Annotated in this window: 26 protein-coding genes; 14 read left to right on the top strand and 12 right to left on the bottom strand. The window is 53.5% G+C overall.

Features of this window, described 5'->3' with window-relative positions; genetic code table 11:
• Positions 1-10: 10 nt before the first annotated feature.
• The 3 genes from ON072_RS11930 to ON072_RS11920 all read right to left on the bottom strand — a co-directional run bounded on the left by ON072_RS11930 (position 11) and on the right by ON072_RS11920 (position 1,810).
• Positions 11-703 (bottom strand): TorF family putative porin, encoded by a 693-nt coding sequence (locus ON072_RS11930; RefSeq protein WP_208251057.1) that lies wholly within the window; start codon positions 701-703, stop codon positions 11-13.
• 266 nt (positions 704-969) lie between these two features.
• On the bottom strand, positions 970-1,242 hold the full coding sequence (locus ON072_RS11925) for an HU family DNA-binding protein (RefSeq protein ID WP_025009317.1): 273 nt from the start codon (positions 1,240-1,242) through the stop codon (positions 970-972).
• Between the two features lie 172 nt (positions 1,243-1,414).
• On the bottom strand, positions 1,415-1,810 hold the full coding sequence (locus ON072_RS11920) for a hypothetical protein (RefSeq protein ID WP_037436326.1): 396 nt from the start codon (positions 1,808-1,810) through the stop codon (positions 1,415-1,417).
• A 119-nt stretch (positions 1,811-1,929) separates the two neighbouring features.
• Here ON072_RS11920 and ON072_RS11915 point away from each other — a divergent pair, with 119 nt between their 5' ends.
• Entirely contained in the window at positions 1,930-2,439 is a 510-nt protein-coding gene (locus ON072_RS11915) for a DUF4240 domain-containing protein (RefSeq protein WP_025009319.1), read from the top strand.
• Between the two features lie 6 nt (positions 2,440-2,445).
• Here the strand turns inward: ON072_RS11915 and ON072_RS11910 are convergent, their stop codons facing one another.
• Entirely contained in the window at positions 2,446-2,751 is a 306-nt protein-coding gene (locus ON072_RS11910; protein WP_261752637.1) for a hypothetical protein, read from the bottom strand.
• A gap of 282 nt (positions 2,752-3,033) precedes the next feature.
• Here ON072_RS11910 and ON072_RS11905 point away from each other — a divergent pair, with 282 nt between their 5' ends.
• Entirely contained in the window at positions 3,034-3,558 is a 525-nt protein-coding gene (locus tag ON072_RS11905; protein ID WP_096142024.1) for a DUF3016 domain-containing protein, read from the top strand.
• Here ON072_RS11905 and ON072_RS11900 read toward each other — a convergent pair.
• Both ON072_RS11900 and ON072_RS11895 read right to left on the bottom strand, forming a co-directional pair.
• Positions 3,555-5,288, bottom strand: a complete 1,734-nt coding sequence (locus tag ON072_RS11900; protein WP_425383261.1) for a GGDEF domain-containing protein — start codon at positions 5,286-5,288, stop codon at positions 3,555-3,557. The genes ON072_RS11905 and ON072_RS11900 overlap by 4 nt on opposite strands.
• 118 nt (positions 5,289-5,406) lie before the next feature.
• A complete protein-coding gene (locus ON072_RS11895; RefSeq protein WP_025009323.1) occupies positions 5,407-5,718 on the bottom strand; it encodes a hypothetical protein in 312 nt (103 codons plus the stop codon).
• A gap of 47 nt (positions 5,719-5,765) precedes the next feature.
• On the opposite strand from ON072_RS11895, the gene ON072_RS11890 reads away from it, so the two are divergent.
• Positions 5,766-6,653, top strand: a complete 888-nt coding sequence (locus ON072_RS11890; RefSeq protein WP_144438376.1) for a TraB/GumN family protein — start codon at positions 5,766-5,768, stop codon at positions 6,651-6,653.
• Between the two features lie 45 nt (positions 6,654-6,698).
• Positions 6,699-7,334, top strand: a complete 636-nt coding sequence (locus ON072_RS11885; RefSeq protein ID WP_025886858.1) for a chemotaxis protein CheD — start codon at positions 6,699-6,701, stop codon at positions 7,332-7,334.
• On the opposite strand, the gene ON072_RS11880 is transcribed toward ON072_RS11885, so the two are convergent.
• Positions 7,295-8,089 carry a methyltransferase domain-containing protein gene (locus tag ON072_RS11880; protein WP_107005578.1) on the bottom strand — a complete coding sequence of 265 codons (795 nt, stop codon included), beginning with the start codon at positions 8,087-8,089 and terminating at the stop codon, positions 7,295-7,297. The two genes, ON072_RS11885 and ON072_RS11880, sit on opposite strands and share 40 nt — an antisense overlap.
• Before the next feature lie 198 nt (positions 8,090-8,287).
• Here ON072_RS11880 and ON072_RS11875 point away from each other — a divergent pair, with 198 nt between their 5' ends.
• The gene (locus tag ON072_RS11875) at positions 8,288-9,121 is read left to right on the top strand and encodes a MaoC/PaaZ C-terminal domain-containing protein (RefSeq protein ID WP_107110230.1); all 834 of its coding nucleotides are present in this window, start codon (positions 8,288-8,290) and stop codon (positions 9,119-9,121) included.
• 233 nt (positions 9,122-9,354) lie between these two features.
• Positions 9,355-11,061, top strand: coding sequence for a formate--tetrahydrofolate ligase (locus tag ON072_RS11870; RefSeq protein WP_144131863.1), 1,707 nt, complete (start codon positions 9,355-9,357; stop codon positions 11,059-11,061).
• A 60-nt stretch (positions 11,062-11,121) separates the two neighbouring features.
• Here ON072_RS11870 and ON072_RS11865 read toward each other — a convergent pair whose 3' ends face one another.
• A complete protein-coding gene (locus ON072_RS11865; protein ID WP_274626061.1) occupies positions 11,122-12,741 on the bottom strand; it encodes a mechanosensitive ion channel family protein in 1,620 nt (539 codons plus the stop codon).
• A gap of 180 nt (positions 12,742-12,921) precedes the next feature.
• Between ON072_RS11865 and ON072_RS11860 the strand changes: the two genes are divergently transcribed.
• On the top strand, positions 12,922-13,257 hold the full coding sequence (locus tag ON072_RS11860; protein ID WP_025886860.1) for a hypothetical protein: 336 nt from the start codon (positions 12,922-12,924) through the stop codon (positions 13,255-13,257).
• A 4-nt stretch (positions 13,258-13,261) separates the two neighbouring features.
• Here the strand turns inward: ON072_RS11860 and ON072_RS11855 are convergent, their stop codons facing one another.
• Positions 13,262-13,387: a hypothetical protein gene (locus ON072_RS11855; protein WP_037436329.1), complete on the bottom strand. Its 126-nt coding sequence runs from the start codon at positions 13,385-13,387 to the stop codon at positions 13,262-13,264.
• A gap of 239 nt (positions 13,388-13,626) precedes the next feature.
• Between ON072_RS11855 and ON072_RS11850 the strand changes: the two genes are divergently transcribed.
• The 6 genes from ON072_RS11850 (at position 13,627) to rraB (ending at position 18,172) form a co-directional block, all read left to right on the top strand.
• Positions 13,627-13,926 (top strand): hypothetical protein, encoded by a 300-nt coding sequence (locus ON072_RS11850; protein WP_044733628.1) that lies wholly within the window; start codon positions 13,627-13,629, stop codon positions 13,924-13,926.
• A gap of 81 nt (positions 13,927-14,007) precedes the next feature.
• Positions 14,008-15,213, top strand: coding sequence for a hypothetical protein (locus ON072_RS11845; RefSeq protein ID WP_044733629.1), 1,206 nt, complete (start codon positions 14,008-14,010; stop codon positions 15,211-15,213).
• Entirely contained in the window at positions 15,197-16,105 is a 909-nt protein-coding gene (locus tag ON072_RS11840; protein ID WP_025009328.1) for a metal ABC transporter solute-binding protein, Zn/Mn family, read from the top strand. The genes ON072_RS11845 and ON072_RS11840 overlap by 17 nt, the downstream gene beginning before the upstream one ends.
• A gap of 2 nt (positions 16,106-16,107) precedes the next feature.
• Positions 16,108-16,869, top strand: a complete 762-nt coding sequence (locus tag ON072_RS11835) for a metal ABC transporter permease (protein WP_093982046.1) — start codon at positions 16,108-16,110, stop codon at positions 16,867-16,869.
• Positions 16,870-17,007: 138 nt separating this feature from the next.
• The gene (locus ON072_RS11830; protein ID WP_025009330.1) at positions 17,008-17,751 is read left to right on the top strand and encodes a 1-acylglycerol-3-phosphate O-acyltransferase; all 744 of its coding nucleotides are present in this window, start codon (positions 17,008-17,010) and stop codon (positions 17,749-17,751) included.
• A 31-nt stretch (positions 17,752-17,782) separates the two neighbouring features.
• Complete coding sequence (gene rraB, locus ON072_RS11825; protein ID WP_025009331.1) at positions 17,783-18,172, top strand: ribonuclease E inhibitor RraB; 390 nt, start codon at positions 17,783-17,785, stop codon at positions 18,170-18,172.
• Between the two features lie 76 nt (positions 18,173-18,248).
• Here rraB and degS read toward each other — a convergent pair whose 3' ends face one another.
• The 3 genes from degS to ON072_RS11810 all read right to left on the bottom strand — a co-directional run bounded on the left by degS (position 18,249) and on the right by ON072_RS11810 (position 21,332).
• Positions 18,249-19,331, bottom strand: a complete 1,083-nt coding sequence (gene degS, locus ON072_RS11820) for an outer membrane-stress sensor serine endopeptidase DegS (protein WP_062793558.1) — start codon at positions 19,329-19,331, stop codon at positions 18,249-18,251.
• Positions 19,332-19,479: 148 nt separating this feature from the next.
• The gene (degQ, locus tag ON072_RS11815) at positions 19,480-20,835 is read right to left on the bottom strand and encodes a Do family serine endopeptidase DegQ (RefSeq protein ID WP_025009332.1); all 1,356 of its coding nucleotides are present in this window, start codon (positions 20,833-20,835) and stop codon (positions 19,480-19,482) included.
• A gap of 149 nt (positions 20,836-20,984) precedes the next feature.
• Positions 20,985-21,332: a ZapG family protein gene (locus tag ON072_RS11810; RefSeq protein ID WP_044733631.1), complete on the bottom strand. Its 348-nt coding sequence runs from the start codon at positions 21,330-21,332 to the stop codon at positions 20,985-20,987.
• Between the two features lie 169 nt (positions 21,333-21,501).
• Between ON072_RS11810 and zapE the strand changes: the two genes are divergently transcribed.
• The gene (zapE, locus tag ON072_RS11805; protein WP_044733632.1) at positions 21,502-22,596 is read left to right on the top strand and encodes a cell division protein ZapE; all 1,095 of its coding nucleotides are present in this window, start codon (positions 21,502-21,504) and stop codon (positions 22,594-22,596) included.
• Positions 22,597-22,714 lie beyond the last annotated feature (118 nt).

Raw genomic sequence — 22,714 nt, 5'->3', positions numbered from 1 at the left:
TTTCCCATCCTTAGAATTCGAACTCATAGACATAGCTGAGCACTATCTTGGCATCGTCGTCCGGCAGATCCGTATCGGCCACCATAAAGGAGACTGAGCCTATGCCGGTTTCCTTGCTGATGGCCAAGTGGTAGTCGGCGTAGTCGGAAACCCCGAACCAACTCTGCACCACATCACCGTCTGAATAACCATAGTGTGCCGTCAGCGTCACGGTTTCCGTGATGGGATAGCTGAACCCGGCGTGGATATAGCTCAAATCCTTGTTATCCAGTGGCGCAGCGGCCACGTCATCACCGGCGTTAACCACCTTGGCATAACCCAACTCAAACCACTTCCAGCTGAGAGTCAGAGCCAGCTCACCAAAGTCGATATCGCCTTCGGCATCCGGGTAGCCATAGTAGAGATAGCTGATGTCATAGCCAAAGTCTTCGCCTATGCTGCCGGAGTAACCACCGTAAAAATCGAGCTCGTAACTGGTATCGTCACCAAAGTCGACATTGGAGGCCCAGGTTCCCAGGTAAAAACCCGAGTCGTGGCTATAGTCTATACCGCCTTGAATGGCGACAGAGTCATCCGTCTGGGTGGTGCCGCGCCACAGATAGTTGGAGGCGGCACCTATATTCCCCGATACAGCGGCCTGGGCTTCGCCGGCCACCAACAACAGACCTGCAATAACTGACAGTGAAAACTTGGTGTGTTTCATTCTCATCCCCTCGATGGTTTGGGTTCTGGAGCCGGGCAAGCTTGACCGGTGCAGATACTCATTATTGTCTGTGCGGAATGAGCGAATCCTGTGCCAAGTTTAAATAGGCATTAAATACATGTGGTTAGCTTTTGAGTGTGATGCAGGTTAAGGAAATGTTGCATTTAGCTGGGGCGGGCTGCACTTTTTTTGTGCAATGGAGTGTTGGGAACCTCAGGCAATAAAAAACGCCTCAATATGAGGCGCTTTCATCCGTGAAAAGCGGCTTAGTTGACGCTGTCACGCAGTGCCTTGCCGGCCTTGAACTTGGGAATAGTGGCGGCAGGGATTTGGATCTCTTTACCGGTTTGCGGGTTACGACCAGTGCGGGCTGCACGGGTTGAAGTTTCGAAAGAGCCAAAGCCTACGATGGAGATTTTAGTTCCTTCTTTCATGGCATCGGTCACTGCTACTTCGAACGACTTGAGTGCGCGGGCAGCTTCTGCCTTGGACAGGTTGGCGTGTTCTGCCATTTTAGCGATCAGTTCAGTTTTGTTCATCTGGAGCGTCTCTTCTTTCCGTCGATAAGTTATTATTGCCCATCTAACATGCCATAAGGTTTTTGGCTTGAAAAGGCCTTTCAGCGGGCTTCTTGGGCTTTATCCGCTATTTTTTAACCAAAAAGACACAAAATTGTGAGCCGGTCGCCGATTTCCTTAAATTCAGTGCGATCTAGTCAGACTTTTCCTGCTGCAAAAAGCGCTTGGTCCTGCCGGAAAAAGCCACCCAATACTGGAATAACAGCAAGGCCAGCAACACAGCAGCCAGCGGCAGCAAGGGGATATTTCGCCCAGCCAGCTCCAGTTTGACATCCTGCGGCGTAATCTGCAGTGCAACCAAAGCCGTAGTGGCAAATGCCATGAGTCCCAGAGTCTGAATAAAGAGATAGATACGCAATGCCCACAATGACCAGGATGTGCGCATTACTATGCCTACCAATACAGGGATGACTCCCAAGGTAAACAGATCCACAGCGCCGGTGCTGATGGTGCGCCACAGTGCTACCACAGCCAGTACCAGGTAGAGGATACAAAGCAGTACCAATGGTATTGGTCTTGAAATGGACATAAATGACTCCTGTGAGAAATTGGCCTAAGTCTATGGAAAGCCCTGGGGGGAGTCCAGCCGGATTTTAATCGCTTTTTGCGGTAAAATAACCGCCGACATTTTTGGCAGGATAACACTCAATGACAGAAGAGCAGTTTTGGGAGCTGGTCAGCCGCGACTATCCCGAACAGGACCAACAGCAACTCCAGGCGCGTTTGACCGAAAAACTGCAAGGTCTTAGCGATGATGAACTGGCAGAGTTTGATAAACACTTTGCTCGGCAGCTCAGGCTGAGTTACAGCTGGGATCTCTGGGGAGCTGCTTACATCATCGCCGGAGTCGATTCAGATTATGGCTTTGCCGAGTTTCGCAACTTCCTGGTGACTCTGGGTAAGGAGCGTTATCAGGCGGCCTGCAATGCAGCGGATTCGCTGGGGGAACTGGAAGTTTGGCCGCAGCTGAATGGCTATGCTTATCCTTTTGTTGAGGAGATAGATCTGCTGGCCGGCCAGCTATACGAGACCCGTACCGGGAAAGAGTTGCCTTTTGTGCCTTCGGGGCTGAGTCAGCCCAAGGGTAAGCGTTTCAACGATCAACCCAAGGCACTGCGCAAGCTTTACCCCAAGCTCAGCGCCCGTTTCCCTTTCTAAGCAGGCTTAGTCGTTGCGCATCTGTTCACACTGAAAGCCCTGACGGCGGGAGTCGAAGCGGCAGTAGCTGCCACACTCCCAAGGTGCCCCCTCCGCGGCCTGGGACTTCTCGATGGCAAACGCCTTACAGCTGCCATAGTCGCCAAAATCGTCCTCTTTGATATAACGCCCAGAATCGAAGCCATGGGTATAAATGAAGGCGCTCCAGGTTTCCGGCTCCTTGGGTTTGGCATCCTGATTGATGGCGACGAGAACAATTCCCAGGGCGGTAAATAGTCCCAAGGTAATCAGCAAAGACGGCGAGAATTTCACTGGCGCTCCTGTTGTGACTGGTTTTTTTAGCTCTGCTATTAGATTACTTCCTCGGGCCTGACTCAAGCAGCCTTGTGTTAAAGCTTGTTGGGGCTGCTACAAATTGATACTCAGGTTAACGCATTTTTGTGGGTGTCTATGAAAAATAACAAAATAAAATAATCACTTATAACAGGATGATGTTCGCATATTAGTTTTGCGTTAAGCCCGGATTCAGGTTAAATTTTATACTCTGAGTTTGAACCAAATGCATACTGACATTCGCTCCCAAAGGAGGCTGATATGAAAATCAGATATCTGTTACTTGCTGCAGCCCTGACTTCTGGCTCGGCGCTGGCGGCCGACAAGGTCGATGAAAACCCGGTTACCGAGTCGGGTAAGGTAAAAATTGAGTGGCAGTCACCCAAGGATTTTCGGGACATCAAGTCTGCCAGCGAGCTGCAATCCCGTTACGAAAAACGTCTGTTTGAGACCTTGACCAAAGCCTTGGATAAAGACGTTTCCCCATCTCTAAAAGACAACCAAAAGCTGGAACTGACAGTCACAGACGTGGATTTGGCCGGCGATGTGCGGCCTACTTTTGGCGCTACCGCCAACGATATACGTGTAGTCAAGAACGTTTATCCGCCCAAGATAAGCTTCAGTTATCGCTTGTTGGAAGGCGATCAGGTGGTCGTTGCCGGCGATGAAAAGCTGACTGATATGCAGTTTCTCGACCATGTAGACAGAATTAACAGCGACAGCTTCCGTTATGAAGAAAGAATGCTGAAAGACTGGTTCCAGAAAACACTCAAGCCTAAACTCTAAGCCGTCTTCGGCATCTCCAGCAAGCACAGCCCTTGGGTGCTGTGCTTGGCCTGTTTTTTTGCCAGTGCACACAAGCGGGACAACTCATGCTCGCTGGCGTCCAGACTCAATGGCGGTGGCAGTATTCCGACGCTGAGGCGCAGTAGCGGTTGAAGGCATTCCTGCCCTTGTCTGTCCTGTGCAAACAAGTGTTGTCTTTGCCAGTGCTCGTCACTGAAAAACTGCCTCTTGCCCTGTTCAAACTCTGCCAATATTTGCTGACAAACCCCGAGCAGTTGCGGCTCTGTGCCTATCATTACGAAATCATCCCCACCCACGTGGCCGATAAATTGCGCCTTGCCGTATTGTCTGAGCAGGCCAGCGACTGCCCTTATCACTTCATCACCGCGACTGAAGCCGTAGATGTCGTTATAGGGTTTGAAATGGCATAGATCAAAATAGGCCAGATAGAAATGCTGTCGCAGTTTGCGCAGCCGTTGCAGCTCTTCCTGAATGGGCACATTCCCGGGCAATTCAGTCAATGGGTTGGCGTGGCGCGCCGTCTGTATTCTGTGTTCAGTGATGCGCTGCAGCAGCTCGCGGGTGTGGCCCAGACCGATGAAGTCGCCCTGACGCAGAATAATGAATTCCTGCGCTATTTCGGTACCAGGCTTGGCGGTGAGTTTTTGACTCACCCGCGACAGCGGCGTGGCCGCATCGACCATAAGCACATCTTTGTCCATGAGCTCTGTGACCGCTTGGTGCTCATGAAGGGCGCGGCCATAGGGCCGGGAAAACAGCTCCATCAGTCGATGGCGATAGACCAGCCCCAAGGGATGTTTCTGCTCCAGCACCACTATGCACTGAAGCTCCGGCTGGGAGAGAAAGCGTTCGCTCAACTGCTTGAGTTCGGTATCAGAGCAGCAGGTTTGCGCCTGATGGCACAGGCTCTCTGCTGCCTCGTTGTATCTCGGTTGTTCCTGCTGACGAATGGCGAGATAGCGGGTCTGCAGTTGCCTATCAGGTTGCGCCTCGGGTCTGCCAAGCAAAAAGCCCTGACAATAGGTGATCCCGAGCTGACGCAGTATCGTCAGCTCGGCTTCTGTCTCTATGCCCTCGGCGATGACTTTACAGGTCAGGCTTTGGCACAGTTCTATGATGGAGCGGACAAACTCCTGTTTAACCGGAAACTTATCTATCTGATGGATAAAGTGGCGATCAATTTTGACATAGTCGGGCGAGAGTTCTGACCAGAGGCGCAGGCCTGAGTAGCCGGCGCCAAGGTCGTCGAGTGCGGTCAGAAACCCTTGATTGCGGTAGTGATCCAGACAGGCTTTGAGCTGATCTATGTCATCGGCCGGGTATTGTTCCGACAGCTCTATGACCACATTGGATGGTGCTATGCCGAACTGTTGCAAGAGTTTGAGTGTTTGCCCCTTGGGATGACTTGGATCCAGCAGTGCCTTGGGGGAGATATTGATAAACAGCTTGCCCGGCAGTTGTCTTTGCTGGAATTGTGCTATGGAGACCCGGCGGCACAAGGTCTCCAGCTCGGAGAGGCGCCCCAGTCGTTCGGCGGTACTGAACAGATGAAATGGAGAATGAACGCTGCTGCCGATAGGGCCGCGGCTTAGGGCTTCAAAGCCATGAATACTGTTGCTGTCTATGTTGATAATCGGCTGAAACAGTGCGGTGATATCCTCTTTATCCAACACACTTCTCAGCTCAGCAATCCTGTCTATGGCCATCAAACTGCAATACCTCACCAGGCCCCAAATCGGATAGAGTCTAGGTGTTGCAAGTGACACTAAGATGACAAAGCCGGACTTGACCCGGCTTATCGGGGGGATTTTGCAGTTTGAACCCTTGCTACTTACTCTGCTGTTTAAATTTTTGCAGCGTCTGCAGCAAGACCGCCAGTTTCGGCAGCAGCGCCTCCAGCTGTTCCGGGGTGGGCGCCGTTTCGGCTTCAAGATCCGCTACCGCCTGTGCCAGCTCCTGCACATAAGGGAGGAAGCGATTACTGCATGTGGTAAAGCCTTGCTCTTGGGTGAATACGGCAGAAAACTTTCCATGGCCGGCCTGTTGCAGCTGATCCAGACGGTTATCGGCATCGACAGCCTGACGGTAAGCGGTCTGCAGATTGGCTTTCAGTTGCTCAATGACCTTGGTGTATGGCATAACAGCCTCTAACTGGTGAACTTTGGCTGAAATTATAAGGAACAGGGATGCGCGCAACAAGTCGACTGCTGTGGATCTTCTTCGGATGTGGCTTGCTTTTAAGCGGTATGGCCCAAGCAAGAGATGGCGACAAGCCGCCTTTCCATCAGTTGGAGTTTGCCGGTAAGACGGCTTTTCTCATGGGCTCAGTGCATGTCGGCAAGGCCGACTTCTACCCACTGCCAAACCAGATAGAGCAGGCCTATCGCCACGCCGGTGCTCTGGTGCTGGAAGCCGATGTCCGCGATCCTGCGGCGCAGCAGTTGCTGCAAAAGTATGGCTTGAAGGCCGCAACACCTGATGAGGAAACCCAGACGCTGCTGCAGGGATACTGTGGCGGCAAGCCTTTGTGCCGGCAATTGGCGATGATGTCCCCCTGGTTGCAGTCGGTACAGATCAGTATGCAGCGCTTCGTGGAGCTGGGTTATCAACCCAGTCTGGGTGTTGAGCAGTATCTGTTGGATGGGGTCGGTGATAGACCCGTGCTGGAGCTGGAAAGTACAGAAATGCAGTTGGCACTGCTGGACTCGCTGGCGCTGGAGCACCAGTGGAGTATGGTTAGGGAGAGCATTCGCGGCGAAGATCGGGAGATCCAGGCGCTGATCACGGCTTGGCGTAGCGGTAATGAAAAAGCGTTGGCCGAGTTGATGTTGCATCAGCTGTCCACCGAAGGTGAAGACGTATTGCTGGAAAAACTGCTGTGGCAACGTAACCAAGGCATGGCTGAGCGCCTGCTGAGTTTAATGGACAGCAATCAGGCGTCACTGTTTGTGGCCGTCGGTGCCGGGCATCTGGCCGGCAAAAAGAGCCTACTCGAGTATCTGCATAAAGCCGGAGTCAGCAGCCGTAACTGCTGGCGGCAAAGCTGTGATATACCGCCCGGCGAGGCAAACTGAGGCGCAGAGGTCTATACTTGCTGTGCTTGGACACAGGGAGTTGAGATGCAAGGCATTAGCGATGCGTACAAGGGGTTTGAAGGAACAGTTCGTCAGTGGGATGAACGTTTTGGCAAGGTGGTTGCCAGGGTCGATCCCGGCGATTTTTATATTACAGGTGCCGATGAGTACATTTTTACCCGCTTGGGGTCTTGTGTGGCGGCTTGTATCTGGGACCCCGTACTCGGCATAGGTGGCCTGAATCACTTTCTGTTACCCGAGCGCAAACTTCACGAAGATTGGCACCAACTGACCAGCTACAGCTGCCGCTACGGCAACTGGGCCATGGAGCAGCTGATCAATGCCATACTCTGTGTCGGTGGTCAGCGACACAGATTACAGGCCAAAGTATTCGGCGGCGCCAGAATGGGCCAAAGCAGTGTGCTGAATGTCGGCCAGTCCAACATAGATTTTGTACTGCGTTATCTCGAACTCGAGCAGATCCCTGTGCAGGCGGAGGATTTGGGCGGCCCTTGGCCGCGTAAGGTGATGTTTCACCCCAACAGCGGCAAGGTCTTGCTCAAGCACATGGATCCCGAACGCCTGGCGCAGCTGGTGCCGGAAGAGAACCGTTATCTGGATCAGATAGTGGATGGCAAAGATCAACCCTCGATCGAGTTGTTCGGCCCGGATGCCTTGTGAGCAATGAAATGCACGTAGCGGCCCAGAGAAAGATAGGGCTGCTGGCGTGAGTATTTCAGCTCCATCTCCAGCAGTTGCTGGAAGTCGAAATTATCCGGCAAGCTCTTTTTAAGATAATCATGGATGACCCGTACCCCGGATTCACACCTCAACTCCAGTTGCCACTCGTTAAACCAAGCTTGTACATCGGCTATTTGCAACGGATGTTTCGGGCTGAGGCGGACTTTTTTGCGGGTTTGCAGATCGGCAGCCACATAGTCGAGATTGCCAGACACCAGGGCGTGAAAGCGCATCGCTTCCTTATTGAAAAACATCAGTGAAAACAGGCCGTCATCTTTCAAGAGTGACAGCAAGCCCGCCAGCGTCCCCTTGGCATCATGCAACCATTCGGCAACCGCATGGCAGAGGATAAGGTCGAACTGGCCCAGTTCCGTTACGTTCAGCTCCTGAATGGCGCAGTGCAGCAGTTGAATATCCAAGGGCTCGGCCGAGGCGGCAATCTGCTCTTTGGCTTGTTCCAGCATGGCCGAGGAGATGTCGCAAAGTACGACTTCATGCCCCATGGCCGCCAGTTTTTGACTGAAAAAACCGAAACCGCCACCGGCATCCAGTACTCTGAGTTTACGGCCGGCAAAATAGGGTAACTGTTCCTGCAGATCGCGCCAGAGTACCGCGGCTCTGATCTGCCCTTTGGGGGTTCCATAGATATTGTTGGCGAACTTTTGCGCCAGCTTGTCAAAGTTCTGATCTTGCACTTTGGAGGGTTCTGAATGACTTGAAGGCATATAGTGTCTCACAAGCCGCAGCCCTTGGCATCAGGCTCAAGCGCTTATGGCGGACAGATCGCAAAATCATAGATAGCTCCGAAAACGGCAGGGATGAGGTATAATGCTCGGCTTGGAATACTCAAGGTGGGCTTTTTGGTTATGGAATTCAGTGTCGAACTGCGAACAATGCCTTCGTTGTTTTCGCTGTATCGCAAGATTTTTTTCGGGCGAAAGCCTGGCTGGGACAACCAGCCTTTACCTCGTATCAGCGTTAATACTCCCGGCGTGGTTTTGGAGCCCGGCAAGGTGGCCGACTACGCTCAGGTGTGTGGCTTCGAGTTTGATGGCAAAACTCTGCCGCCTACCTATCTGTATGTGATGGCCTTCAGGTTGCATGCGGTGATCTTTACCCATGACGCCATCACTTTTCCTCTGCTGGGAATGATCCACCTGCGTAACCGTATCAGTCAGTTTCGCAGTGTTACCCTTGATGAGCGTTTCGATATCGACTGTCGCCTCACTGACAGCCGAGAGACAGATTCCGGGCTGGAGTTTGACCTTATTTCCAGGGTGACTGTGGCCGGAGAGCTGGTGTGGGAATCCTTGTCTACTTATCTGTATCGCATAGATAAGCCGGGGCGCAGGGCAAGACCACCCAAGGCCGGGGATATTCAGTGGGAAAACCCCAGTGTCTGGGAGTTGGGTGACGACTTGGGGCGGCGTTATGCCAGAGCCTCGGGTGACTATAACCTGATCCATCTGCATCCCTTGCTTTCCAAGCGTTTTGGTTTCGACCGGGTGCTGGCCCATGGCATGTGGTCCAAGGCCCGCTGCGTGGCTCAGTTGATGCCTGAGCTGGGCAATAGGCCCTGTGTCATTGACGTGGCGTTCAAATTGCCGCTGTTTATGCCGGCCAGTGTTTGCTTCTGCGCCGAGGCCATGGAGCAGGGCTATAAGTTTGAACTCAGAGATCAGAAAGGGCGCAGGCCGCATCTTTGTGGTGAGATCTCCCTGCTCTGAGATGTCGGGGCCTAGGTTTCCCGCCTTGGCCCCTGTTTGGCTCCATGATTCCTGCGTTCGCTATTTTCCCTCCGTTCGGAAACTGTTTTTCGGCCAATTCCGGCCAGAGATTTCTTGACCCAGATTAAGGTATTGCTGAATAACGAGGGCTCCGACTTTAGCTTGAAGCCGGAATGGCCTAGTATGCGGGTCCTTTGATCTATTTGCTTTGGCCCTTGTGGGAGTTTTACTGAATGTTGAAGGACATAGAGATCTCTAGAATGACGCCGAGGCGTCCCATTGAGCATATCGCTACTGAGCTGGGGTTGCGTCCCGGTGAATTCAGCTGTTACGGCGACCACAAGGCAAAAATCCCGCTGTCCTTGCTCGAACGGGTCTATGACTATCTGCCCGGTAAGCTGATTCTGGTGACTGCGATAACGCCTACGTCACACGGTGAAGGCAAGACGGTGACCAGCATAGGTTTGACCCAGGCCCTGCATGCGCTCGAGCACAAGGTTTGCGCCTGTTTGCGCCAGCCCAGTATGGGGCCGGTCTTTGGCGTCAAGGGTGGGGCTGCCGGCGGTGGTTATGCCCAGATAGTGCCGATGGAAGAACTGAATTTGCATCTTACCGGGGACATTCACGCCATTACCAGCGCCCACAACCTGGCCGCCGCCGCGCTGGATGCCAGGCTGCATCACGAGCAGCGCCTCGGGGCGGCAGAGTTCAGCCGTCGCAGTGGCTTGGATGCGCTCAATATCGATCCGGAAAAGCTTTTTTGGCACAGGGTGATGGATCATAATGATCGCAGCCTGCGCCAAATTCAGGTAGGGCTGGGAAATAACAATGGCCCTGAGCATGAGTCTGGCTTTGATATCACCGCCGCCTCGGAGCTGATGGCCATTTTGGCCTTGAGTCGCGATCTTGCCGATATGCGCCGCCGTGTCGGCCAGGTGTTGCTGGCACTCGATACCTCCGGACAGGCCATCACAGCCGAGCGGCTCGGGGTTGCCGGTGCCATGTGCGCCATTTTGCGTCAGGCGCTGGAGCCGACACTGATGCAGACCCTCAACGGCGCCCCTTGTCTTATCCACACCGGGCCCTTTGCCAATATCGCCCATGGCAACTCCTCTATCATTGCCGACGAAATGGCGCTGAAACTCAGCGACTATGTGGTCACTGAAGGCGGCTTTGGCTCGGATATGGGCTTTGAGAAGTTCTGCAACATCAAGGCGCCGATTTCCGGGCGTCAGCCGGATTGCACCGTCTTGGTGGCGACCTTGAGAGCGCTTAAGAGTAATGCCGGGCTCAAGGGGGAGGCAGTAAGCCGGCCTAACCAACAGGCACTGGAGCAGGGCTTTGCCAACCTGGCCTGGCACCTGGCCAATGTGCGCCGCTACGGCACACCTGTGGTGGTGGCCGTCAACCGTTTTCCCGAAGATACCGAGCAGGAGCTTGAGTGGCTGAGGCAGGCCTGCCTCGCCGAGGGCGCCGATGCTTGTGAACTCAGTGAGGCCTTTGCCCTAGGTGCCGATGGCGCCAAGGCTCTGGCCGAGTCGGTATTGACGGCCATAGGCAAGGGCGATGGCTTCAAGCCTCTCTATGACCCTTCGCTTGGACTCGAGGCCAGTCTGGCAACCTTGGCCGAGCTTGGTTATGGTGCGGCCGGGGTAGAGTTGTCGGCCAAGGCCCGTGAGCAACTGGCCGAGATCCGGCGTCTTGGCGCAGACAAGCTGCCTGTGTGTATGGCCAAGACGCCTATGTCTATCAGCCACGATCCCAAACTCAATGGGGCCCCCAGCGGTTTTACCCTGCCAATCACTGAGCTTAGGCTTAACGCCGGAGCCGGTTTTGTCACTGCTTTGGTGGGCAAGGTGATGACAATGCCTGGGCTGGGTTTGAACCCAGGCTACCTGCATATCGATATCAATGAGCAGGGTGAAGTGATAGGGCTTTAACTCGATAACAACCAAGGGCGCAGATGCGCCCTTGGTTGTATTGGATACTGCCGCGCCGATTTAACCGCGATAGAAGTGTACGTCCCGCTGCGGGAATGGAATGCTGATCCCTTCCTCGTCGAAACGCATCTTCACCGCCCGGGTGATGTCCCAGTAAACTTCCCAATAGTCTTCCGGCCTGACCCAAGGGCGCACCACAAAGTCCACCGAGGATTCGCCCAAGAGGTGCAGTTTAACCGTAGGCTCAGGGTGCTTAAGTACTTTGGGATGCTCTTGCACCAGTTGCTCCAGCACGGCTTCGGCCTGTTCAATATTATCGCTGTAGCTGATGCCGAAGGTCATATCTACCCGTCTGTGATGCTCGGCGGTGATATTGTTGATGGTATCGCCCCAAATTTTGTTGTTGGGAATGATCAGCCGCTGGTTGTCCAGGGTCTTGATGGTGGTAGATACCAGGCTCATATGGCTGACTCTGCCTGTGACTCCGGCGGCATGGATCAGATCTCCCACATCGAAGGGACGATAGATAAGGATCATCATCCCTGAGGCGAAGTTGGACAGGGTATCCTGCAGCGCAAAACCGATAATTACCCCGGCAATACCGAAACCGGCCAGTAGTGGGCCGAGTTCGAATCCAAGCTGTGACAAGGCTATCAGCAGCCCTAGGGTGAAAATAACCTTGCCGGAAAGCGAGGTGAAGAAGTCTTGCAGCAGCTTGCTGAACTTGAGTTTGGAGTTACTGACCGCCTTGGCGACGATTCGCTTGGTTAATTTGGCCAGCAAGACGGTAAGTAGCAAGATAAACAAGAAGATAAATATCTTGAATAGTATATCCGGCCCACCTTCAATCAACTGCGCCTTGGCGATATCAAACCACTGTCCGGCCAGACTGGAGACGATATCGATATTGAGGACGTCCTGGGTGATGTCCCCGGAAATGGCAAACAGGGTCTTTTTCAGATCGCTGGTATCTACATCCAGTTTATCCAGCATGCCTATCACTGCGCTCAGGCTGCTGCTGTTGTTTTCCAACTGCTCTTTCAGCAGGGTCAAGGTCTTGCTCTGCTCGCTGCTGACATCTTTGCCCGCCAGTGCATTTTCGGCCATTTGCACGCCCAACTGCTGCTGGTTGTAGCTCACCAGACTCTCGAGCAATTCGGCTCTGACGATAAGACGTTGCTTGAGTGATTCTTTCGCCTGGCTGACATCCTGTCCCAGTTGCTCTGACCAATTGAGCAGTTCCAGCAAGCCTTTTTGAATTTCATCCTTTTCCAGGCTGCGGCGGGAGATCTCAAGCATCAGCTGTTGATCTTCCCCTTTGCCGAGCTTGCCCTGCAGCGACATTATCTCCTTGTCGAGATATTGCACCATCTCCTGCAGGAGTTGCCGCTGCGCTTGCAGGTGCGGCAAAACATTCACCTTGGCATTCTGCTCTGCGCTCCTGTCGCCAATGGCATCTATGCTCTCTTTGAGTTTATTTCTTTGTGCCAGAGTCAGCGCCTTGATCCTAAACTCAGTCACCGCCTTGAGTTCGCCCTTGGCACTGCGAAGCTGTTGGATATTTTGTCTTATGGTTTGCTGCATCAAAGTGAGCTGCTCGGTAGCGAGCGGTTCGGGTTCAGATGCGAAAGATTGCCAGGAAAGAGATAAACACAACACGAGCAAGAGAGTTCTAACCATGTTTTTGTCCGATTTTTATCTGTATTTTTGAAGTGTTGGAGTCAATAAATATGACACGAAATGTCCGATGACGCCCAAAAAGCTCGCGGATTTGTGGTTTTTCACTCATGGGAGATATAAGGCAGACGCCAGCTTTGCTAGAATAGCGCCCCTTTGTTGAGCTCGCCGGAGAACGCTCGAGTGCTATGTTCCAATTGCAATAAAACCTTTAATGTTTCTCAGATAGCCCGGCAGCGGGGCAGTGGTTTTTCCGCGCAGATCCAGTGTCCTCATTGTGAAGCCTGGCTTGGGAAGACGCCTTGGTTATTGAAATTGAAACTGGTGGGTTTTTATCTGGGGGCGGCTGCGGCTATCTGTGCCTGGTTGGTTCCAGAGACCAGACACTTCGGGATACCTGTCGCAATCCTTGGGCTGATCGTCTTGCTGATCAGCCACCTGATGGATCATCTGCACACGGTTGAAGCGCCGGTTAAAGTTGAAGAGGATGATTCGGCGCAGCGGCAGAAGTATCGCTGAGGGCTCAGTCTACCACCTGTACCTGATTGGCCAGGGAGGTTTCTACGTAATAGATGCCGCCCAAAATGGCGCCGCAAAACAGAATGGCAAACAGGATAATCCCCAGGTTATTTTTGAGAAATGCCAACATAGCTTTTCCTTTGGTTAGGCTGCTCCCATGGGCGGGCGCGAGCACAAAGAGTATAGGGTAAACTTTAACCGGCAGAGCTTAAGCAGAACTTAATCTCAGCCAGGCCTGTAAGCTGTAATTAGCGCCGAAACCTTGGCACCGTTACATATCTTGTAACTTTTAGTTTCAGCTTCGCCTTGTTAACCTTGTTGCAACCTCGGGGTAGGCTGGCTTACACTAGCGCCGGATCTATCTGGGGGATGTTAGGTTTGGATATCGCTGTTCGTACAAGAAGCACTATTGCCATATGGCTTGCCGCCATACTGGTGCTCTTGTCTGTGGCTGCATCGGCCCACAGCATTTCCCATCTCGAAGAGGGTCACAAGACCCACTGTACCCTCTGTTTCCATCAGCATCAGCTGAACAAGCTCATGCCCGGCACCGGGCTGCATCTGGATGCTGTCAAACAATCCTATATCAGAGTCAGTTTTACGGCTCCTTCCTGGCAGGCGACCCACGTTCGCCTGTTTAACAGTCGTGCTCCACCTGTAACAGCCTGAATTTAAAGAGACATCTATTTAAATTTTGCTATCGACCGCATGGAATTGCGGTGCGATGACTGCTGTATTTCAGGAGCTAAAATGACTGTTTTTTCAACTCGTATTTCGCCTCTGGCCTTGGCCTGTGGCTTGGTTTCCACCTGTGCAATGGCCCAGGACCCTACGCTGACCAATCCGGCGATCAGTGCGGTTTTGGATGGCTATTATCAAACGGCGGATCGTCCCATGGCCGAGCGTCAGGAAGGTTTTGGTCTGGGGGAAACCGAACTGGCGCTCAGCGCCAATATTGACGATATGTTTTACGGCAAACTCACCACCACCATAGAAAATCATGATGGTGATACCGAAGTGAATCTGGAAGAGGCTTTTATTCAGACCTTGGCGATGCCGGCAGGGTTTGCGGTGCGCGCCGGACGTTTCTTGTCTGATGTGGGCTATCTCAATAACCAACACCCGCACTCGGATGCCTTTACCGACCGACCGGCGGCTTACCGCGCCTTCCTGGGCAATCACTACTTTGATGATGGTATCCGCTTGAACTATGTGGCACCGACAGACCTTTACTGGGTAATGGGTCTGGAAGCTTTCAAGGGCGACAAGATGCGTGCCGAGGATGAACACGGCGAGCGCGAGTTCAAGGATGTGGGTGTTTATACCGCTTACACCAAGATAGGTGGCGATATAGGGACAGACAGTTCCTGGCAGTTGGGGCTGTCATATCTGCGCAATGAAAATGGCCGCATGACCCCTTTTGAAGAGCACGCAGGTGAGGAAGAGGAGCATGATCACGGCCACGACCATGAAGGTCACAGCCATGGTGCCTCTTATACGGGTGAAAACACCTATATTGCCGACTTTGTTTATAAGTGGGCACCCAACGGCAACTACAAGTATCAGCATCTGACTGTGAGTGGTGAATATTTCCGGGTGGCAGATTTCGTTGCCGAGGCCGAGCATGAGCATCACGAGGATGAACACGCCCATGCAGAGCCGAAAGATTACCATCAGGGCTGGTATCTGAGCGGTGTCTACCAATGGAGCCCCAGCTGGTCTACCGGGATCCGCTACGGCGAGCTGGATACCCAGCAGGCCCACGACGATCATTTCCACGGTCAGAAGCTGAAAGAAACCGAAGTTAGCCTGGCTTGGCATCACAGCCACTTCTCTACCGTAAGACTGCAGTACACCAATCAGCGTGGCACTAATTTCGACGGTATCGAAGACGACAATGTTATCACTCTGCAATACGTTATGACTCTGGGGGCCCACGGTGCGCATCAATTCTAAATTTGTCGGCCTGGCCACGGCCGCTTTGACTCTGGTGGCCAGTTGGCAGGCTCAGGCCAGCCTGAATATTTTTGCCTGTGAACCTGAATATGCCGCGTTGGCCAAGAGCTTGGCGCCGGATGCGGACATCTATTCGGCCACAACCGCCTTGCAGGATCCTCACCAGGTGCAGGCTCGGCCCAGTTTAATCGCCAAGATGCGCCAGGCTGATCTGGCGGTCTGCGCCGGTGCGGATCTGGAAATCGGTTGGTTGCCTATGCTGCAGATGAAATCTTCCAACGCCAAGGTGCGCTCTACGGATCAGGGGCTGTTTTTTGCAGCCGATCAGGTTGAGACCCTGGATAAGCTGGATTCGGTCGACCGCAGCATGGGGGATGTGCACGCCAAGGGGAATCCGCATCTGCACTTTGACCCGTATCGGATGCTGGATATCGCCAAGGCGCTGAGCGCCAAGCTGGTGGCCCTGGACCCTCAAGGAAAAGCCGATTACGAGGCTGCGCTCAAGGCATTCAGCGAGCGTTGGCAGCAGGCTATTCCCAAGTGGGAAGCCGAAGCGGCATCACTCAAGGGCAAGAAGGTTATCGCCTATCACACCAGTTTCCGCTATCTGTTCAACTGGTTAGGAGTTTCTCAGGTCGCGGATCTCGAGCCCAAGCCCGGGTTGCCCCCCAGCAGTTCACACTTGGCTTCGCTGCTTGAGCGGGCAGGGCAAGGGGATGTCAGTGCCGTGGTAGTGGCATCCTATCAGGATGAACGTGGCGCCAACTGGTTGGGTGAAAGAGCCAAGTTGCCTGTATTGGTATTGCCCATGTCGGTCGGTGGTAACGCCCAGAGTCAGGATCTTTTCAGCCTGTATGACAGCGCCATCTCGCTGCTCAAGAGCGTGAATTGATTATGGACAGCGGACTGTTCAGCATACTCTTGCCGGCCTTTGCGGCCGGCCTGCTGGTACTCTCAACCCATGTGGTATTGGGGCGTCAGGTGTTGAAGCGCGGGATCATCTTTATCGATCTGGCGATTGCCCAAGTGGCGGCTCTGGGGGCGATAGTGGCGCATCTTAACCATGATCTGGAGGATATTCCTTATTCTCATGTATGGATGCCGGCATTGTTTGCCCTGGCCGGGGCCGGAGTCATAGCCTGGTTGTCACGTAAGATGGCCTCTGAGCTGGAGGCCATGATCGGCTGCTTCTACGTGTTGGCTGCTGTGGCTGCCATGTTGCTGCTCTCCAACGACCCCCATGGTGCCGAGCTGCTCAAGCAACTGATGTCGGGGCAGATCCTTTGGGTCAACTGGCCACAACTGATCTTGCCGGCACTGGTTTATGCTCTGGTGTTGGGGCTATTGCTGTGGCGCCCGTCTTTGCTCAATGGCGCCGTGTTTTATCCCCTGTTTGCCCTGGTGATAACCCTGTCGGTGGAGCTGGTGGGTGTCTATCTGGTGTTTAGCACCTTGATTCTGCCGGCACTGGCGCTGAATAAATACAGCGGCCGTTTCGCACTTGGCTGGGCCTATCTGGTCGGGGTATTGGGTTATGTCGCCGGTCTGTGGGCCTCGGCGAGTTATGACCTGCCTAGTGGGGCCGCGATAGTGGCAACTCTGGCACTGAGCGCTCTGCTGTTCCGTGTGCTGCTTGGCTTCAGCGGCCGCCGCTGAGACTGGCGAGATTGAATGCGGCCCCAGTGGCCGCATTTTTTTATGCTGTTAAAAATCAGCGCACAGATGTAAACAAAAGATTGAGCCACAGCAGGCCTGTAGCTATACTGTCCGCCGTTGCATAAGTGGAGTAAATTTATGCTGTTGATAGTCCGTTCTCTGTTGCTGGCGGTACTCTTATTGCTGGCCTTTGTTTTTGGTGGCATTTTTTGCATCTTGCGTCCAAGACACAGAGACAATGTACACCTGTTTGCCCGACTGTTTTCGGCGGTAGCGCCTATACTGGGTGTTAAAGTCATAGTGCGTGCAGGCAAAACCAACCCGGGTGAGCCCTGTATCTTTCTGGCGAACCATCAAAATAATTTCGATATGTTTACCCACACAGCAGCGGTTCCCAAAGGCACTGTCAGCCTGGGAAAGAAGAGCCTGTTGTGGATGCCGCTGTTTGGTCAGCTTTATTGGCTTTCGGGTAATATTCTCATCGACCGTAAAAACCGTACCCGCGCCTTTGAAACCATGGCCGAGACGGCGCGTAAGATCAAAGAGAAATGCCTCTCTGTATGGATATTTCCTGAAGGCACCCGCAGTCGCGGTCGCGGCTTGCTGCCCTTCAAGGCTGGGGCATTTCATACCGCCATAGCCGCCGGAGTGCCTATGGTACCGGTACTGGCTTCCAATCAGTGCCATATCAAGCTCAACCGCTGGAACAATGGCGTGGTGATCATTGAGATGATGGAGCCGGTGGCGACCAAAGGCCTAAGCAAGGCCAATGTTAAAGAGTTGTCCGATAAGGTCCATGCCACCATGGCCAGCAAACTGAAACAACTCAATGCCGAGGCGGCAGCACTTATGGGTAAAACTGTGCCCGCGGATATCGTATAATACCCTCTGACCTATTTTTTCGGAGACAAGCATGTCCATTGAACGTCTGTTGCAGGCACAGAAGCAGGAAAACCGTGACATTATTCAGTCCTTGCTGGATGACGGTTCTGAGGCCGATGCTGAATACACCATAGAGCACCATTTTTCGTCCACTAACTTTGACCGCCTGGAAAAGGCCGCAGTCGATGCCTTTAAATTGGGCTTTGAGGTTAACGATGCCGAAGAGGTGGAACTGGATGATGGTAGTTTGATTTTCTGTTTTGACGCCATTGCCTACCACCAACTGGAAGCCGAACTTCTGGATAAGGCCTGTGAGCAGTTGCTGCAGCTGGCGGTCAAGCATAAGGTTGACTATGACGGCTGGGGCACCTATTACATAGGTGACGAGCTGGAAGATGAAGACGACGAAGAGCAGGACTAAGTCCTGTTACCAATAAAAACACCGGGTTCTTGGCCCGGTGTTTTTGTCTCTGCCAGTTTTGCCGGCAGATTTATTTTCAGTTGTAGTCAACCGGCTTCTCGCCAATAACGACCGGGAGCTCTATCTGTTTACCGGCGCGGATCACCTGCAGTGTGACCTTGGTACCAGGTGTGGTCTCGGCAATCCTGTCCATCAGCATATAGATGCGGGTAACCTCTTCCCCCTGATACTGAGTGATCACATCTCTGGGCCTCAGACCGGCCAGTGCTGCCGGGCCATTGGGTTCTATGCCGGTTACCACTACGCCGCGAAGATCCGGCAAGTTAAGTATTTGCGCCACAACCGGGCTGACGTCTTCACCCGAGATCCCCAGAGCCCCGCGAATAACCCGGCCGTCCTTGATCAGTTTGCCCATGACAGCGTAGGCCAGCTTGATGGGAATGGCGAAGTTGATGCCATGGCCACCCCCTTCACCGCCTATCTGGAAGGCGGCAGTGTTGATGCCTATCAGGCCGCCATGGGTGTCTATCAGGGCGCCGCCCGAGTTACCGGCATTGATGGCAGCATCGGTTTGCAGAAAGTCCAGGTAGCCTGTGCTCAGGCCGTTACGACCTGTGGCACTGATGATCCCCTGGGTAATGGTTTGCCCCAAGTTATAGGGGTTACCTATGGCAAGCACCACATCGCCCACTTGAGGTGGGCTGTCGAGGTTAACCGGTACGACTGGCAGGTTATCCCCCTGGATCTCCAGCACGGCCAGGTCGGTTTCAGGATCCTGGCCGACTACCTCTGCACCGAATTTTCGGCCATCCTGCAATGCCACCACAATTTCATCGGCCTTCTTGACCACATGATAGTTGGTGAGAATGTAGCCTTCCTTGCTCATGATGACGCCTGAGCCCAGACCCTGCAGAGAACCGCCATTCAGAGGCCGGCTCTGGTTGATACTCAGGCTATAGATATTCACCACCGCCGGCGCGGCGCGGCGTACCGCCTTGGCAAAGGACAGCTCTGCACCACTGTTTCCCCTGAACTGCAACAGGTTGCCACCGAGATTGCCTTCGCCCATAAAACGGTTGGCCAGCAGAAAGACGGCTGCCATTACCAGGCCAAAGACCACAGCTTTGCAGATATAGATCAGGGTTTCTTTCATTATGATGACATTGCTGAATATTAAAAAAGCTCGTTAGATTAGCATGTTTCTTGCTCTTGCGAACAATAGTCAAGGCCCAGGAAGTCAATTTTGCCCTGAATTGGGCACCGGAAATAGAAAAAGCGGGGTTATCCCCGCTTTTTCCGGATGACTGTCAACCTCTGAGGATCAGATACAGGCTGCTGTTGCCCCTGACTATCTTCAGTGCCACTGCGCCTTGTTGCTCTTTGAGTTCTTCTTTCAGCGCTTTGAGAGTGGCAGTCTTGGTACGGTTTACCCCAACAATCAAGTCACCTTTTTGCAAGCCACTCATGGCCGCTGGAGAATTCTGGGCGATATCGGTGATCTCGATACCTTTCTTGCTGTTCTCCAGAGTGGCACCGGCCAACATAGGATGAACGGCGCCGGCCGCAGTTTCTTTCACTTGGCTGGCTTCGCCCAGAGTGACTTTGACTGTCTTGTCATCACCATCACGTATCAGGCCAAGCTCTACCTTGGTGCCGGCACCCATGGTGCCAATCTTGGCTCTCAATTCCTGGAAGCTCTTGATCTTGCGGCCATTAATGCTGACGATAATATCGCCTGCCTTGATGCCCGCCTTATCGGCGGCGCTGCCTTCCATTACTTCGCTGACAAAGCCACCGTGTTGGGTCTTGAGACCGAAGCCCTGAGCCAGTTCATTGTCCAGATCCCGACCCATGACCCCCAGAACGCCGCGGCGGACTTCGCCGTGTTCGATAATCTGATCCACCAGGCTATGAACCATGTTGGCCGGTATCGCGAAGCCGATACCTACGTTACCGCCGCCGGGAGCCACAATGGCGGTATTGATACCGATAAGCTCGCCGCGCAGGTTAACCAAGGCGCCGCCTGAGTTACCGCTGTTAATGGCGGCATCGGTTTGAATGAAGTTTTCCAGCATCTCTATGCCAAGGCCTGTACGCCCCAGAGCACTGACAATACCTGAAGTCACGGTTTGCCCAAGACCGAAGGGGTTACCTATGGCCACGGCAAAGTCGCCAACCCTCAAGTCATCCGAGTCAGCAGACTTGACTGCCGTGAGGTTGTCGGCCTCAATCTGCAGCAGGGCAATATCGGCATCTTTATCTTTGCCTATCAACTTGGCCTTGATTTCGCGGCCGTCGTGCAGCCCCACCTGAATATCATCGGCGCCATCGATTACATGGTTGTTGGTGACTATATAGCCCTTGTCGGCATCTATGATGACACCGGATCCCAAACCGCGAAACGGTCGCTCCTGTACTTGCTCCTGCGGGGCGTTGGGGCCAAAGAAGTAGCGGAATATATCCGGTACCCGTTGGCGGGAAACCTGAGTGCCGGAAACAGCCACGGAGACAACCGCCGGTGTGGTCTGCTCCAACATGGGTGCCAGACTCGGCATGGTTTGGCCGTCTACGGCTTGTGGCAGCGCGGCCTGGGAGACTACAGGGGCCAGTGTCAGGGTGGCCCCGAGGAGGGCGGCGGAAACAAGAGATAACTTGGTCTTCATCTATGCATTGCTCCTAATACGGGATCAAATAACCATGTACTGTTTGCCACCGAGGTGGCTGAATCATAAAGGCTCTTACGAGCGTCCGGTAATTAATCCGACTTTAATCCTGTTTAAAAAGTTCATCATTCATTAACAAAGATTAATTTTTATTGCACGCTGACGGGGGATGCAGTCTCTGGCCGTTCTTCCGTGTCAGGCACACTGGTCAGCATAGCTGGCAAAGGGGCCAGTTGCTCCTCTTTGGCCAATCTTTGGCTGCCCTGATTCCAATGCTGATTGAGGCGATTGATCTGTTCAGTCAGTTGTCCCAGCAGTGCCCTTTGTTCGGCCAGATGATCGCTGACCTCCTGCTTGTGTTGGCTCAATTCCATCTTGCTGCGCTCTATGGCAGCCCCTTTATTGCTCTTGCCGAGCCCCCGGCTGACCAAGGTCTTGCCGATATAACCCAGTATCAACCCCAGAATGAAAGCCGCAAACACCAGTGGCCATTCCATATCGACTCCTTAAGTTTGTCTTTGTGTCTTATGCTCTTGCTCGACCCTATTGGGATACCTGGCAAAATATACCCCGAGCGTGGGTCTCATGATACCATTTGCCGCCCCAACTCTGTTGCGTGAGTTGGGTTAGGTACCCATCAAATAAGGTTAAAAGAGAATAATTCAAGTGTCGCAGTTAACCCCCTGGCAGCATTACCAACAAGATCTCACCCGTGAAGATTTCAGCCATGACCCGGCGCAGGAGCAAGCGGTAAAGGCATTGCAGCGTGTTTATGATGAGCTGCAAAAGCCGCAAAAGTCCGGATGGCGCAATTGGTTCAGCCGGGAAAAAAACAGCAAGGTTCAGGGGCTTTACCTCTGGGGCGGTGTTGGGCGCGGCAAGACCTATCTTATGGATACCTTTTTCGATGCCCTGCCGGGTGAGCAGAAACTGAGAGCGCATTTCCATCGATTTATGCACAGAATTCATCGGGAACTGGACGAGCTCAAGGGAACGCGGGACCCGCTGTTGGTAATAGCCAAACAGATGGCGCAGCAATATCGGGTGATCTGCTTTGATGAGTTCTTTGTTTCAGACATCACTGATGCCATGTTACTGGGCACGCTGTTCGAGGCCCTATTCAAGGAGGGCGTGGTCTTGGTGGCCACCTCCAACATAGTGCCGGACGACCTCTACAAGAACGGTTTGCAGCGGGCCAGATTTTTACCAGCCATCGTCGAAATCAAGGCCAACTGCCAGGTGCTGAATGTCGATTCTGGAATTGACTACAGACTGCGGACCCTGGAACAGGCCGAGATCTACCATCACCCGCTGGATGAAACCGCCGAGTGCAATCTGCAACGCTATTTCACCCAACTGGCGCCTGAGTCTGAAGTCTCTGAAACGCCGCTGGAGATAGATGGGCGCAGCATAGTGATCCGTAAGCAGGCCCAGGGTGTTTTGCTGGCCGACTTCCGCGCGCTGTGTGATGGGCCGCGCAGTCAGCGGGACTATATGGAATTGGCGCAGCTGTTTCACACAGTGTTGCTCAGTGGCTTGGAACAGATGGGCGCCCAGCAGACAGGGGATGATATTGCCCGCCGGTTTCTGGCGCTGGTGGATGAGTTCTACGAGCGGCATGTGAAACTTATCATCTCGGCCGAGGTACCGCTCGAGCAGATTTACACAGATGGGCAGCTGAGTTTTGAATTTCGTCGCTGCCGTTCCCGCCTGATTGAGATGCAGTCCCGGGATTACCTGGCTCTGGAGCACCTGCCATAGGGGATTATTGCGCCCGTTTTGTTGCCGACAATCCAACCGAATGAGCGCGGTGACCAAGGCGTCGATGGTGCTAAAGCGGTAACGACTTGAAAAAGATCGCCTTTTACGGCGGGATCTC

The sequence above is a fragment of the Shewanella sp. K8 genome (genome assembly GCF_028823715.1).
Classification (GTDB): Bacteria; Pseudomonadota; Gammaproteobacteria; order Enterobacterales; family Shewanellaceae; genus Shewanella; species Shewanella algae.
Note: the sequence above shows the minus strand (reverse complement) of the source record. Positions and strands in the feature narration are given on the sequence as shown.

Coding starts and splice junctions, on each gene's coding strand:
- ON072_RS11835 (WP_093982046.1), top strand. CDS start 16,108: ATGGACAGCGGACTGTTCAGCATACTCTTGCCGGCCTTTGCGGCCGGC.
- ON072_RS11855 (WP_037436329.1), bottom strand. CDS start 13,387: ATGTTGGCATTTCTCAAAAATAACCTGGGGATTATCCTGTTTGCCATT.
- ON072_RS11830 (WP_025009330.1), top strand. CDS start 17,008: ATGCTGTTGATAGTCCGTTCTCTGTTGCTGGCGGTACTCTTATTGCTG.
- ON072_RS11895 (WP_025009323.1), bottom strand. CDS start 5,718: ATGCCATACACCAAGGTCATTGAGCAACTGAAAGCCAATCTGCAGACC.
- ON072_RS11885 (WP_025886858.1), top strand. CDS start 6,699: ATGCAAGGCATTAGCGATGCGTACAAGGGGTTTGAAGGAACAGTTCGT.
- degQ (WP_025009332.1), bottom strand. CDS start 20,835: ATGAAGACCAAGTTATCTCTTGTTTCCGCCGCCCTCCTCGGGGCCACC.
- ON072_RS11925 (WP_025009317.1), bottom strand. CDS start 1,242: ATGAACAAAACTGAACTGATCGCTAAAATGGCAGAACACGCCAACCTG.
- rraB (WP_025009331.1), top strand. CDS start 17,783: ATGTCCATTGAACGTCTGTTGCAGGCACAGAAGCAGGAAAACCGTGAC.
- ON072_RS11915 (WP_025009319.1), top strand. CDS start 1,930: ATGACAGAAGAGCAGTTTTGGGAGCTGGTCAGCCGCGACTATCCCGAA.
- ON072_RS11875 (WP_107110230.1), top strand. CDS start 8,288: ATGCCTTCGTTGTTTTCGCTGTATCGCAAGATTTTTTTCGGGCGAAAG.
- ON072_RS11890 (WP_144438376.1), top strand. CDS start 5,766: ATGCGCGCAACAAGTCGACTGCTGTGGATCTTCTTCGGATGTGGCTTG.
- ON072_RS11865 (WP_274626061.1), bottom strand. CDS start 12,741: ATGGTTAGAACTCTCTTGCTCGTGTTGTGTTTATCTCTTTCCTGGCAA.
- ON072_RS11810 (WP_044733631.1), bottom strand. CDS start 21,332: ATGGAATGGCCACTGGTGTTTGCGGCTTTCATTCTGGGGTTGATACTG.
- ON072_RS11920 (WP_037436326.1), bottom strand. CDS start 1,810: ATGTCCATTTCAAGACCAATACCATTGGTACTGCTTTGTATCCTCTAC.
- ON072_RS11905 (WP_096142024.1), top strand. CDS start 3,034: ATGAAAATCAGATATCTGTTACTTGCTGCAGCCCTGACTTCTGGCTCG.
- ON072_RS11845 (WP_044733629.1), top strand. CDS start 14,008: ATGACTGTTTTTTCAACTCGTATTTCGCCTCTGGCCTTGGCCTGTGGC.
- ON072_RS11930 (WP_208251057.1), bottom strand. CDS start 703: ATGAAACACACCAAGTTTTCACTGTCAGTTATTGCAGGTCTGTTGTTG.
- ON072_RS11870 (WP_144131863.1), top strand. CDS start 9,355: ATGTTGAAGGACATAGAGATCTCTAGAATGACGCCGAGGCGTCCCATT.
- ON072_RS11850 (WP_044733628.1), top strand. CDS start 13,627: ATGTTAGGTTTGGATATCGCTGTTCGTACAAGAAGCACTATTGCCATA.